Source organism: Aquirufa sp. 5-AUSEE-100C1 (genome assembly GCF_054558655.1).
Map to the genome: position 1 here is coordinate 375876 of NZ_JBPXKO010000002.1, position 13339 is coordinate 389214.

The 13339-nt window shown below is 43.5% G+C and carries 15 protein-coding genes; all 15 read left to right on the plus strand.

Annotation, left to right across the window (positions count from 1 at the left end):
• Positions 1-61: 61 nt before the first annotated feature.
• The 15 genes from ACMH5P_RS05490 to murC all read left to right on the plus strand — a co-directional run bounded on the left by ACMH5P_RS05490 (position 62) and on the right by murC (position 13331).
• Positions 62-604, plus strand: a complete 543-nt coding sequence (locus tag ACMH5P_RS05490; protein WP_459493332.1) for a YceD family protein — start codon at positions 62-64, stop codon at positions 602-604.
• A gap of 18 nt (positions 605-622) precedes the next feature.
• Positions 623-814, plus strand: coding sequence for a 50S ribosomal protein L32 (gene rpmF / locus ACMH5P_RS05495; protein WP_377976883.1), 192 nt, complete (start codon positions 623-625; stop codon positions 812-814).
• A gap of 126 nt (positions 815-940) precedes the next feature.
• Entirely contained in the window at positions 941-1885 is a 945-nt protein-coding gene (gene plsX / locus ACMH5P_RS05500) for a phosphate acyltransferase PlsX (protein ID WP_459493333.1), read from the plus strand.
• A gap of 6 nt (positions 1886-1891) precedes the next feature.
• A complete protein-coding gene (locus ACMH5P_RS05505; protein WP_459493334.1) occupies positions 1892-2893 on the plus strand; it encodes a beta-ketoacyl-ACP synthase III in 1002 nt (333 codons plus the stop codon).
• 13 nt (positions 2894-2906) lie between these two features.
• Complete coding sequence (efp, locus tag ACMH5P_RS05510) at positions 2907-3470, plus strand: elongation factor P (RefSeq protein ID WP_459493335.1); 564 nt, start codon at positions 2907-2909, stop codon at positions 3468-3470.
• A 57-nt stretch (positions 3471-3527) separates the two neighbouring features.
• Complete coding sequence (gene accB / locus ACMH5P_RS05515) at positions 3528-3995, plus strand: acetyl-CoA carboxylase biotin carboxyl carrier protein (protein ID WP_459493336.1); 468 nt, start codon at positions 3528-3530, stop codon at positions 3993-3995.
• 59 nt (positions 3996-4054) lie between these two features.
• Positions 4055-5398, plus strand: coding sequence for an acetyl-CoA carboxylase biotin carboxylase subunit (gene accC / locus ACMH5P_RS05520; RefSeq protein WP_459493337.1), 1344 nt, complete (start codon positions 4055-4057; stop codon positions 5396-5398).
• A gap of 218 nt (positions 5399-5616) precedes the next feature.
• A complete protein-coding gene (gene rplM, locus ACMH5P_RS05525; RefSeq protein WP_315577075.1) occupies positions 5617-6060 on the plus strand; it encodes a 50S ribosomal protein L13 in 444 nt (147 codons plus the stop codon).
• A gap of 11 nt (positions 6061-6071) precedes the next feature.
• Positions 6072-6461 (plus strand): 30S ribosomal protein S9, encoded by a 390-nt coding sequence (gene rpsI / locus ACMH5P_RS05530; protein ID WP_315577074.1) that lies wholly within the window; start codon positions 6072-6074, stop codon positions 6459-6461.
• Positions 6462-6539: 78 nt separating this feature from the next.
• Positions 6540-7352 carry a 30S ribosomal protein S2 gene (gene rpsB, locus ACMH5P_RS05535; RefSeq protein ID WP_459493338.1) on the plus strand — a complete coding sequence of 271 codons (813 nt, stop codon included), beginning with the start codon at positions 6540-6542 and terminating at the stop codon, positions 7350-7352.
• A 14-nt stretch (positions 7353-7366) separates the two neighbouring features.
• The gene (gene tsf / locus ACMH5P_RS05540; RefSeq protein ID WP_459493339.1) at positions 7367-8200 is read left to right on the plus strand and encodes a translation elongation factor Ts; all 834 of its coding nucleotides are present in this window, start codon (positions 7367-7369) and stop codon (positions 8198-8200) included.
• A 158-nt stretch (positions 8201-8358) separates the two neighbouring features.
• Entirely contained in the window at positions 8359-9690 is a 1332-nt protein-coding gene (murD, locus tag ACMH5P_RS05545) for a UDP-N-acetylmuramoyl-L-alanine--D-glutamate ligase (protein WP_459493340.1), read from the plus strand.
• Positions 9680-10849, plus strand: coding sequence for an FtsW/RodA/SpoVE family cell cycle protein (locus ACMH5P_RS05550; RefSeq protein WP_459493341.1), 1170 nt, complete (start codon positions 9680-9682; stop codon positions 10847-10849). Before murD ends, ACMH5P_RS05550 begins: the two co-directional genes overlap by 11 nt.
• An 11-nt stretch (positions 10850-10860) precedes the next feature.
• Positions 10861-11961: an undecaprenyldiphospho-muramoylpentapeptide beta-N-acetylglucosaminyltransferase gene (gene murG / locus ACMH5P_RS05555; protein ID WP_459493618.1), complete on the plus strand. Its 1101-nt coding sequence runs from the start codon at positions 10861-10863 to the stop codon at positions 11959-11961.
• On the plus strand, positions 11952-13331 hold the full coding sequence (murC, locus tag ACMH5P_RS05560; RefSeq protein ID WP_459493342.1) for a UDP-N-acetylmuramate--L-alanine ligase: 1380 nt from the start codon (positions 11952-11954) through the stop codon (positions 13329-13331). The genes murG and murC overlap by 10 nt, the downstream gene beginning before the upstream one ends.
• Positions 13332-13339 lie beyond the last annotated feature (8 nt).

Sequence of the window (13339 nt, forward strand, 5' to 3'; positions counted from 1 at the left end):
ATAACTTGTTGTTTCCAAAAAATTACCTAATTTTGCATTCCTTTTTTTAACCAAGGTCGTCATGAAAGTATTAGAAGCATTTCAGATACCTATTATCGCACTAGAGGACAAAACGTACGCATATACCTTCGCGGGAGATGATTCGTTTTTCGCCGCTTTCGAGCAGGATTGGGTAGAAAAAGGCAAATTTGATGTAAAGGTTGACTTAACGAAGTCAGCCCTCATGATACAGGTACAAATGCAGATTACGGGTTCGATTGAATTAGTTTGCGATCGCTCGTTGGAAACATTTGATTACCCCTTGAATGTCAACGAAAAGCTTATTTATAAGTATTCAGACCATTCGGAGGATTTGGGTGACAATCTGTTCTTGTTGGATAGAAAGGAACCAAAATTAGATCTGTCGCAGGATATATTCGATTTCATTGCCCTAGAGGTCCCGATGAAAAAGTTACATCCACGTTTTTTGGCAGATGAAGATCCCGAGGCGGAAGATGTTTTCATCTACACGACGGATCGGGCAGATGAAAAACCTGCCTCAACGAATGAAGAGGCGATTGACCCGAGATGGGCAGCACTTCAAAAACTTAAAGATTTAAAATAAAATTAATTAACAAATACCATGGCACATCCTAAACGAAGACATTCTACAACACGTCGTGATACTCGTAGAGCACATGATTTCGGAACACCAAAGCAATTGGCAGTAGATAGTCAAACAGGCGAAACACATTTATTCCACCGTGCACACGTGCATGAAGGAAACTTGTATTACAAGGGTAAAATGATTGTAGAAGGATATTCTACACGTTAATTAACCCTGGCAGGCCAAATTTTTGATTTTTTTTGAGCTTTGCGAAAAAATCCCGTTAAAATACTATTTTTTGACTAAAATTAATGCTATTTTTGTCTTTCGATTTAGTATTTAAACACCTATTGAATGAACATAGCAATCGACGTGATGGGCGGGGATTATGCCCCCGAAGCAGTAGTTGATGGGATTCTTTTAGCGATTTCAAACTTAGCACCGGAAGAGACTATTCTTGCGGTAGGACCAGCCGATACAATTAATAAACTTTTAGCTGATCGTACCTACACGGGCAGCCAAATTCGCGTGATCAACGCGGACGACGTTATCGAAATGGGAGAACATCCCACCCGAGCATTATCGCAAAAACCCAATTCCAGCATCGGAGTTGGGTTTGCGCTTTTAAAGGAAGGCAAAGCCGATATTTTCGCATCAGCCGGAAATACGGGCGCTATGATGGTCGGCTCTTTATTCTCTCTAAAAACCATTGAAGGTATTCAACGCCCTGCGATTGCCGGATTTATTCCGCAAACGGATGGTTCGCATTCGGTTATGTTGGACATTGGTGCGAATGCCGACTGCAAACCAGAGATGTTGGAGCAATGGGCCGTGTTGGGATCCGTTTATGCAGCGGCAACCCGTGGTATCGAGCGTCCTCGCGTGGGTTTATTGAACATTGGAGAAGAAGAACAAAAAGGGTCGATCTTGACGCAGGCTACGCATGCTTTATTAAAAGCAAATGATAAACTAAATTTTGTTGGGAACCTCGAAGGAAAAGATGTTTTCCGTGGAAAAGCGGATGTGATCGTCACAGATGGTTTCACAGGAAATATTGTCCTAAAAATGGGCGAATCCATCTACAACATCATGAAGGAGCAGGGTATGGTGAACGAATTTGTGGATCGTACCAATTACGAGAATTACGGAGGAAGTCCTATTATTGGTATCAATGGAAATGTCATCATTGCGCATGGAGCTTCAAGCCCAACCGCCATCATGAACATGGTTAAATTGTGCCAAAACATAGTAAAATCGAAGGTTAGCCAAAAAATTAAGGCTGCGTTCGAAAACAACTAATATAACATGTCAAACAAACGAAGTGCAGCGATAACCGGTGTGGCAGGATATGTCCCGGATTATGTGCTAACAAACGAAGAATTAGAAAAGCTAGTTGATACAAACGATGAGTGGATTACCACCCGGACCGGAATCAAAGAGCGTCGCATCTTAAAAGGTGAGGGTCAGGGAACATCCGTCATGGGTGCCAAAGCGGTAGAAGAACTATTACGTAAAACGAACGTTACTCCCGACCAAGTCGACTTATTAATCTGCGCGACCGTAACCCCAGATTACTTATTCCCTTCCGCCTCGAATATGATTTGCAAGGCGGTAGGCATTCGCGAGACAGCCTCCTTTGATTTGGCGGCCGCTTGTTCGGGATTCTTAAATGCTTTGGCAGTTGGGACCGCTTTCATCGAATCCGGTCGTTATAACAAAGTTATTGTGGTAGGTGCTGATAAGATGTCGGCAATTGTCGATTACACGGACCGCACCACTTGTATCTTATTTGGAGACGGAGCGGCAGCGGTGATGTTGGAACCAAATATGGAAGGCCTAGGTGTTCAAGATTTCATCTTGAAATCGGATGGAGAAGGTTGTGAAAGTTTGATGCAAAAGGGTGGCGGAAGTGCTTATCCCCCAACGCACGAAACGGTAGAACAAAAATTACATTATATCCGTCAAGAAGGACAAGCGGTTTATAAATTTGCCGTAACTCGTATGGCGAATGTTTCAGCGGAGATTATGGAACGCAATCACTTGGTGGGCGACGATATTCGTTTCTTGGTTCCTCATCAGGCCAACAAGCGTATTATTGATGCGACGGCGAATCGTATGGGAGTGAGTGAAGACAAGGTGATGTTGAATATCCAGAAATACGGCAATACCACAGCGGCGACCATTCCGCTCTGCTTGTGGGATTACGAGAATCAATTGAAAAAAGGAGATAAATTAATATTCGCGGCCTTTGGCGGCGGCTTTACATGGGGATCTGCCTACGTAACATGGGCTTACGATCCAAAATAATCAACAAAACACAATGGCAACTACAGCAGATATTAAAAATGGGATGGTGATCAAGTACAATGACGATTTATATTCGATCATTGAATTTCTTCACGTAAAACCAGGAAAAGGTCCAGCGTTCGTTCGGACTAAATTGCGTTCCTTAACATCCGGAAAGGTAATTGATAACACGTTCAATTCGGGCGTATCGATTTACCCGGTACGTGTGGAGCGCAGAAAATTCCAATTCATCTACAAGGATGAGTTTGGATTCAACTTCATGGACAATGAATCATTTGAGCAAATCTTATTAGGTGAAAATCTAGTGGTAATGGCTGATTTGATGAAAGAAGGACAAGAAGTAGAGATTTTAATCAATACAGAAGATGATTCTGCCCTATCATGCGAATTGCCTCCATTCGTGGAATTGAAAGTAACTTACACAGAACCAGGCGTTCGTGGAGATACCGCCAACTCACCGAAAAAACCGGCAACGGTAGAAACAGGCGCTACGATTACAGTTCCTATTTTCATTGAACAAGATGAAATCATCAAAGTAGATACAAGAACTTACGCATACGCTGAACGCGTTAAGTAATTTCTGCTACATTTGTCAAAACTTAGTAAAACGGTCAACCTATATTATAAAACCGAAATGGATACGAAAGAAATACAGCGATTATTGGATTATATCGCAAAATCACCGCTTGCAGAAGTAAGCATCGAAACAGAGGGATTAAAAGTTTCAGTGAAAAAAAATAGTGCAGCAGCTCCAACGGTAACAGTCGCGGCAGCGCCTGCACCGGTTGCGGCAGCAGCCCCCGTAGCAGCAGCACCCGCGGCTCCAGCAGCAGCACCCGCAGCGGCACCTGTGGCAGATAATCTATACACCGTTAAATCACCAATGATCGGTACATTCTACCGTGCGGCTGGACCGGATAAGGAAAACTATGTAGAAGTAGGATCAGAAATCGCTCCGGGCAAAACACTTTGCATGATTGAGGCGATGAAATTATTCAACGAGATCGACTCGGAAGTATCGGGTAAAATCGTGAAAATTTTGGTGGATAACGCAAGCCCTGTGGAGTTTGACCAACCGTTATTCTTGGTAGAAAAAGCTTAATTATGAGCCTAGCGCATACCACCTTGGGTTTGAGTATGCGATTAGACAAATCAATTACTATGTTTAAAAAAATACTAATTGCAAATCGAGGTGAAATTGCCTTGCGCATCATTCGTACTTGCAAGGAAATGGGAATAAAAACAGTCGCGGTGTATTCCACGGCTGACCGTGAGAGTTTACACGTGCGTTTTGCGGATGAGGCCGTTTGTATCGGACCACCGCCAAGCCGCGACTCTTACTTAAGTATCCCTGCTTTAATTTCAGCGGCGGAGGTAACTGGGGCAGATGCCATTCACCCAGGTTACGGATTCTTATCTGAAAATGCCGAATTTTCGCGCATTTGTGCGGAACATAGCATCAAGTTTATTGGCGCTTCAGCGGAAATGATCAACCAAATGGGAGATAAGGCTACCGCGAAAGATACGATGAAGAAAGCCGGTGTGCCTGTCATTCCAGGTTCAGACGGTTTATTGGATACCGTAGAGGAAGCCATCGAATTAGCTAAATCCATTAAATATCCGGTAATCATTAAGGCAACAGCCGGTGGTGGTGGCCGTGGTATGCGTATCATCCGCGAGGAATCGGAATTCCGTAAGTTGTGGGATGATGCCAAAATGGAAGCAGCAGCAGCCTTTGGAAACGACGGCATGTACATGGAGAAATTCGTGGAAGAGCCTCGCCACATTGAAATTCAAGTGGTAGGTGATCGTTTTGGAAAGGTATGTCACTTATCTGAACGTGATTGCTCCATCCAACGACGTCACCAAAAACTGTGTGAAGAAACGCCATCCCCTGCTCTTTCCGACGAACTTCGTAAGAAAATGGGTGAAGCTGCCATCGCAGGTGCTTCGGCCATCGGATATGAAGGAGCTGGAACGATTGAATTCTTGGTCGACAAGAACGGCGACTTCTATTTCATGGAAATGAATACCCGTATTCAGGTCGAGCACCCAATTACCGAAGAAGTAACAGATTTCGACTTAATCAAAGAACAAATCAAAGTAGCGGCAGGTATCCCGATTTCGGGCCAAAACTACTTCCCGAAATTATACGCGTTGGAGTGCCGGATTAATGCGGAGGATCCAGCCAATGGTTTCCGCCCTTCACCAGGAAAAATTACGAACTTACACCTACCGGGTGGCCACGGAGTTCGTATCGATTCCCATGTGTATTCAGGCTATACCATCCCACCAAACTATGACTCGATGATCGCGAAGGTGATCGTGAGTGGTCAAAGCCGCGAAGAGGTATTACTTCGTATGAAGAGAGCCCTTCAGGAATTTGTGATCGAAGGCATCAAAACAACGATTCCTTTCCACATTAAGTTGATGGATGACCCTGGTTTTCAGTCGGGTAAGTTCACAACAGCCTTCATGGAAACATTTGACATGAGTGGAATTTAAGACCAAAAAGTGCATTTGAAGGAAGGAGGCGAAGGCCTCCTTTTTTATTGCCAAATATTTTCGATATGCCCTTGCATATTAGTTATTGATTTTCTAAATTTGCACTCCCATTTTTCGATTGAATGCCCGTTTGAAAGATAAAATAGGTCATAATCAAATCCTTAAGGCAAATTCCGTGGTCTTGGTGGAAATGATTCAACAGTTAAACATTATTAAAAGTGGATACTTTAAGTTACAAAACGATCTCTGCCAATAAAGCTACAGTTCAAAAGGACTGGGTGGTAGTAGATGCCGAAAACCAAATTTTAGGTCGTCTATGCTCTGAAATCGCGAAAATTATTCGTGGAAAGCATAAGGCTTCGTACACACCGCACGTAGATTGTGGAGATCAAGTGATCGTTATCAATGCTGATAAGGTTCGTTTGACAGGTAAGAAAATGACTGACAAGGTTTACATCCGTCACACGGGGTATCCAGGTGGTCAGCGTTTTGCTACACCACGTGAGGTTTTAGCGAAAAACCCAAGAGGGGTTGTCGAAGCAGCCGTAAAAGGTATGTTACCTAAGAATCGTTTAGGACGTGCTTTGTTCAACAACTTATTTGTATATGCAGGATCTGAGCATCCACATGCAGCACAACAACCTAAAGAAATCAAGTTTTAACGGACATTACAATGGCAGAAATAACAAGTAAAATTGGAAGAAGAAAGACAGCTATTGCTCGTATTTCTATGACTCCTGGTAAAGGCCAAATCAAAATCAATGGCCGTACATTGACTGATTACTTCCCATCTGAGATTCTTCAGATTGTGGTAAATCAGCCATTCGCTTTAACGAACACAGTAGGTTCATTTGATGTAACAGCTAACGTAGATGGCGGTGGTATCAAAGGACAAGCTGAAGCGCTTCGTTTAGCAATTTCACGTGCACTTCAAACGCAAGATGCAGAATTACGTTCTCCTTTGAAAAAAGAAGGATTCTTAACGCGTGACCCTCGTATGGTTGAGCGTAAGAAACCAGGACGTGCGAAAGCTCGTAAGAGATTCCAGTTCTCGAAGCGTTAAAAAGGGTTCGTGGAAAAGGCTTGTCTGTTGCCGATGCCTTTTCCACTTTTTTATTATTCACATTCTTAAACAACCAAAATGGCACAATTAAGCTACAACGACTTGCTTGACGCAGGCGTTCACTTCGGTCACTTGACGCGTAAGTGGGATCCAAAAATGGCTCCATACATCTTTATGGAGAAAAATGGTATCCACATCATTGATCTTAACAAAACAATTTCTAGCCTTGAAGAAGCATCGCAAGCAATGCGTGCTATCGTACGTTCTGGTCGTAAGATCATGTTCGTTGCGACTAAAAAACAAGCGCAAGAAGTAGTCACTGCAGAAGCAGATAAATTAAAGATGCCATACGTAACTGACCGTTGGTTAGGTGGTATGTTGACAAACTTCGCGACCGTACGCAAGTCGATCAAGAAAATGTCAAGCATCGACAAGATGTTGAAAGACGAGGTTATCGTAAAAACACTTGCGAAACGTGAGCGTTTAATGATGACTCGTGAAGAAGAAAAATTAAAGCGTGTGTTGGGTGGTATCACCGACTTGACTCGTCTTCCTGCGGCATTGTTCGTAATCGACGTGAAGCGTGAGCACATCGCTGTATCCGAAGCTAAGAAATTAGGTATCCCTGTTTTCGCAATGTGCGATACGAACTCAAATCCTGAGTTAGTGGATTACCCAATCCCAGCTAATGATGATGCATACAAATCAATCGCTATCATCGTAAAAGCAATCAGCAAGGCAATCGAAGAAGGTTTATCTGAGCGTAAGCAAGATAAAGACGATGCCCGTATCGCTGAAGAAGAAGAAGCAAAGCGCGCAGTAGACGCAGCTGATGCGCAAGAAGCTGCGAAAGTAGCCGCTAAGTACGAAAAAGAAGCAGAACAAGAATAAACAATATTCATAATATGTCAATTACAGCCGCAGACGTTAATAAATTACGCCAAATGACTGGCGCTGGTATGATGGATTGCAAGAAAGCTTTGACAGAAGCCAATGGTGACTTCGAAGCAGCAGTCGATATCCTACGTAAAGCAGGTCAAAAAGTAGCCGCAAAACGTGCCGACAACGAAACAAATGAAGGTGTTGTATTAATCGCTTTGAATGCAGATCATTCAAACGGTAAATTAATTGCCCTTGCTTGTGAAACAGAGCCGGTTTCTAAAGTGGAAGATTTCAACAACTTAGCGAAAAACATCTTGGAAGCAGCCGTGAAATCTCACGCGCCATCCGCACATGATTTATTAGCTGAGCCTTTAGCGGATGGTCGTTCTGTAGAAGGACACATCATCGAGTTAACAGGTAAAATTGGTGAGAAAATCACATTAGCCGCTTACGAAAATATCTCAGCTGAGAAGGTTGTTTCTTACATCCACTCAAACAACAAAATCGGTGTTTTAGTAGCATTCGAAAACGTTCAAGGTGCTGATGTTCAAGAAGTTGGTAAAGATATCGCGATGCAAATCACTGCGATGAAGCCCGTTGCTTTAGATAAAGACGGCGTAGATGCTGAAACAATCGAGCGTGAAATCGAGATTGGAAAAGACCAAGCACGTCAAGAAGGAAAGCCAGAAGCTATGTCGGAGAAAATCGCTGTCGGTAAATTAGAGAAGTTCTACAAAGAGCAAACATTGTTGAACCAACAGTTCGTAAAAGATCCGTCAATCACCATTCGTCAACTCGTTGAGTCGACTCAAAAAGGTTTGACAATTTCTACGTTCAAACGTATCGCATTGGTTTAATTCCATCAAAATAGATTCAAAAAGGCCAGCCAAAACGCTGGCCTTTTTTTGTTGGCCTATTTATTCCCTTCTCCCTCCATCCCACTTGAATTAATCCCGACAATTTTCTAAATTGTGGTAAAATTCTTAGTTCAGTTTTCGTATAAATTTCAGCTTCAATGGCCCAGATTGTGATATTAGGTGGAGGAGAAAGTGGCGTAGGCGCCGCTCGTTTAGCGCAAGCCAAAGGACATCAAGTATTTCTATCCGATCAAGGCGAATTGAAAGCCGTCTATCAAGCTGAATTAAATGAATACCAAATTCCCTTCGAGACTGGTACACATACCCTCGAGCGAATCTTAGCAGCCGATGATATCATCATCAGTCCTGGGATTCCTGAAAAATCCGAATTAGTACAAGCCATCAAAAAACAAGGGATATCCCTCATTTCGGAAATTGAATTTGCCGCGCGTTACACAGATGCTAAGCTCATCGCTATTACAGGGAGTAACGGAAAAACCACCACAACCCTACTCACCTATCACCTGCTAAAAGAAGCCGGTTATCATGTGGGGCTCGCGGGAAACATTGGACATAGCTTCGCAAAGCAAGTCATGGAGCAATCCTTCGACTGGTATGTACTGGAAATTTCAAGCTTTCAACTCGATCGCTGTTTTGAATTTTCCCCTGATATCGCGGTGCTCGTGAACATTACCCCCGATCACCTAGATCGATATGACTATAAGTTTGAGAACTACATTCATTCCAAGTTCCGTATTTTCCAAAATGCGAAAGCTGCCAACACATGTATCTATTGGGGAGATGATGAGGTGATCCAACAATATAAATCGTTGATCCCAACCGATACGCAGATTCAGGAGATTCAATTTTCCCCTGCCCAAGGAAGCGCCACGATCACCGAGGAGGAGATTATCTTCGAGAACGGAAGCATTCAACGTGCTACGGCACCTATTCAAGGGCCGCACAATGCGATGAACCTGTCGGCCGCTATCCTCGCCGCCAGATCCGCGGGCGTATCTTGGGAGTCAATCGTTAAACACCTACCTACCTTCCAGAATGCCCCACACAGATTAGAGCCTTGTGGAAACTGGCAAGGGGTTCAATTCATCAATGACTCGAAAGCGACGAATGTGGACGCTGTCTATTATGCTTTAAATAGCTTTACGAAACCGATCATTTTGATCATCGGTGGCGTAGACAAGGGAAATGATTACCGTGTATTGGATGAATTGGTCAAGAATCAGGTGAAAGGAATGGTTTGCCTGGGAACAGACAATTCGAAATTGGAAGCCCATTTTGGCAAAAGTATCGCGCTTTTCGCCCAAACCAATCAATTAGAAAATGCCATCAAGCAAGCCATGGATTGGGCGAATTCAGGAGATATCATCCTGCTCTCCCCCGCCTGCGCAAGCTTTGATTTATTTAAAAATTATGAGGACCGTGGTGACCAATTCAAGGCCACTGTTAAGCATTTGATCCATGGAATCTAAAATTAGTAAATACCTTAAGGAACACCTGGTAGGAGACTACCAAATCTGGTTCATCGTAATCCTCCTAAATGTTTTTGGATTGTTAATCCAATTCTCAACGAAAAGTCGGATGACCATGGAAGGGCCCTTTGAGCCGCTTACCTCCATCATCAAGACCATCGCCATCCTCATTGGATCCTTTTATTTGATGTCCTGGATTTCCCGACAGAATTACATTAAGGTCACCCGACTGAGTAATTTGTTCTTATTTTTATCCTGGGGACTCATTCTGTTTGCCTTCTTTTTTGGCGAAAGCAAAGGGGGTGCGAGTCGCTGGATCAATCTCGGTTTTGTGTCTTTCATGCCCTCCGATATGGCCAAATTATGCCTAACAGCAAGTTTAGCAAAGATTTTCTCCAGTAGACAAGCAGACCAAAGTCAATACAACATCGTGACAGCCATCGTAATATTGATCTTGATCGGGGTGACGTGTTTCTTAATTATGTTGTCCAACTTCTCTACAAGCATTTTGATCTTCCTAACGAGTATCGTCCTGATGTTTTTTGGACGAGTACCCATCAAATACATCAGTGGAATTGTGGGAATCGTTGCATTTCTCGCGTTCATGGTGGTTTATTTGGGGATTGGCCAACGGGCTACCACGGTTCGAAATCGTATATCAACTTTTATGTCGAGAGCCTTTGAGCAGGATAAAACGAAACTCAAGGAGATGAATAAAAGTGATGAAAATTACCAAATCAACTTGAGTAAATATGCGATTTCGACGGGAGCATTGATCCCAAAAGGCCCAGGAAACAGCCAATACCGCTATTTATTATCGCAAGCAGAATCCGATTTTATTTATGCCATTATCCTGGAGGAATATGGCTTGTTCATGGGGATATTAATACCCCTATTCTTCTTGTGGTTTATGTGGCGAGGTTCTTCCGTCATACGATATAGCGGTAAGCCGCTCGGAGGACTCCTCTCGGCTGGTCTTACTTTTTCGATCGTGATTCAGGCATTTATCAACATGCTCGTAGCAGTAGGTGCGGGTCCCGTTACTGGCCAACCCTTGCCCATGATCTCCGCCGGGGGAACTTCACTCGTATTCACGGCCATCAGTATTGGCCTAATCTTATCCATCAGCCGAGACAAGGAGATGGAAACTAAAATTTAAGTATTTTGAGTATCAAGCGCATAATCATTTCAGGAGGAGGAACTGGTGGACACATCTACCCAGCCATTGCCATAGCCTCAGCATTAAAAGAAATTGACCCAAACATCGAATTCTTATTTGTGGGTGCCGAAGGAAAAATGGAGATGGAAAAAGTGCCCAAAGCTGGATTTAATATCATCGGACTACCCATCGTAGGAATCAATCGCGCACATTTACTAAAAAATATTCTTTTCCCGATTAAATTAATCAATAGTCTGCGAAAGGCATTTCAGGTATTAGCTGATTTCAAACCCGACGTAGCCATTGGTGTGGGAGGCTATGCCTCAGGACCCCTGTTATTAGCAGCTTGGGCGAAGGGAATTCCGTTTTACATCCAAGAACAAAACTCCTATGCGGGCATTACCAATAAAGCATTAAGCTCCAAGGCAAAACACATATTTGTGGCCTATCCGGGCATGGAAAAGTTTTTTGCTCAGGATAAAATCACCCTATCCGGTAATCCCGTTCGAAAAGACTTGATTGATATCTCGGGAAAGAAAGCGGCAGCAGCTACTTTTTTTGGGTTGTCGGCCGACAAGCCTACGATCCTAATCATCGGAGGAAGCCAAGGTGCCCGCAGCATCAACCAAGCCATTTCACATGGCTTAGCGGAACTCGCGAAAACGGATGTTCAAATTATCTGGCAAACGGGAATTAGTTTTGAATCCGAAGCGAAGGCTGCCTGTGCCAAGCACCCAAAATTACCGGCTTATGTATCCGCTTTCATTTATGAAATGGATTTGGCCTATGCGATGGCAGATTTGGTCATTTCGCGCGCGGGTGCTTTATCTGTTTCTGAAATCTGTTTGGCAGGGAAACCAAGCATTTTGGTGCCCTTCCCTAATGCCGCCGAAGACCACCAAACAGAAAATGCAAAGAGCTTAGTTCAGGAAAACGCGGCTATTTTAATCCCCGATTCGCAAGCGAAAGAGAACCTTGTACCTTCCGCGCTCAAGACGCTAGAAGATAAAAAACTGTTGGCCCAATTGGCCGAAAACAGTTTCGGAATGGGCAAGCCTAAGGCAGCCCAACAAATTGCGGAGACCATATTAAACGATTCAAAATGCGCATAGATATCAAATTAGCCGAACTAAAACAGGTCTATTTCCTAGGTATAGGCGGCATTGGGATGTCGGCCATCGCCCGTTGGTTTTTACAAAATGGATTCCCCGTAGCCGGTTACGACAAAACAGAAAGTCCATTAACGAAGACTTTGGTGGAAGAGGGCATGGACATTCACTACACAGATGACGTAGCGATGATTCCATCCATCTGTTTGGAAAACCCTGCAGCTTGTTTGTTTATCTACACTCCGGCCATTCCAGCGGATCACATCGAGAAGAACTACCTAATCAATGCAGGCATAACGCTATGGAAACGCTCCCAGATTTTAGGTTGGATGACGGAACAAATTCCGACGCTTGCGGTAGCAGGAACACATGGAAAAACAACGACCTCTTCGCTCCTAACCCACCTTTTGGTTCATGCCCATAAAAATGTAACTGCCTTTTTGGGTGGAATTACGCAGAATTATGGGACGAACTTTATTCCCAATCAAGGCCAAGAGAACATCGTAAGTGTCGTTGAGGCCGACGAATATGATCGCTCCTTTTTAACTCTTCATCCCCAAGCTGCGGTGGTTACTTCCACAGATGCCGACCACCTTGATATTTACGGGGCGGCGGAGCAGGTTTTAGAATCCTTTCAATTGTTCGTTGATCAGATTAAACCGGGAGGGTTCTTCATCCAAAAAGAAGGCCTAACCTTAAAGGGACCCGCAGGATCCCAAACATTTGGAATCGAAAAAGGGGATTATCAAGCCCAAAATATACGGATCGAGAATCACCGCATGGTATTTGATTTACAATATCCTGGCGGAAAAATTACCGATATCCCGTTGCGAATCCCCGGTTTTCATAATATTGAGAATGCACTTGCAGCGGCAGCTTTGGCCATGTTTCATGGACTAAGTCCCGATGAAGTTAAAGCTGGAATTGCGAGCTTTAAAGGGGTGAAACGCCGCTTTGAATATCACCTGGAAACAGAGGAACATGTGATGATCGATGACTATGCGCATCACCCGACGGAAATTTCCGTATGCTTGCGATCCGTGAAAGCATTATACCCCAATGAAAAACTAGTCGCCGTATTCCAGCCCCATTTATTTTCCCGGACTCGTGATTTCCTAGAAGAATTTGGTGAGAGTTTGGCTTTGGCTGACGAAATATATTTATTAGATATCTACCCAGCTCGTGAATTACCTATTCCTGGGATCGATTCTAATTTATTATTGAAAAAAATACCCAGCGAAAAAAAGGAAGTAATTAGCAAAACAGCCTTTATTGATCGAATGCGATTAGAAAAGCCTAAACTTTTAGTCACCATGGGCGCAGGGGATATCGACTTGCTTTTGAATGATTTAAAAATGGCTGTAACTTCGTAAGATATTTC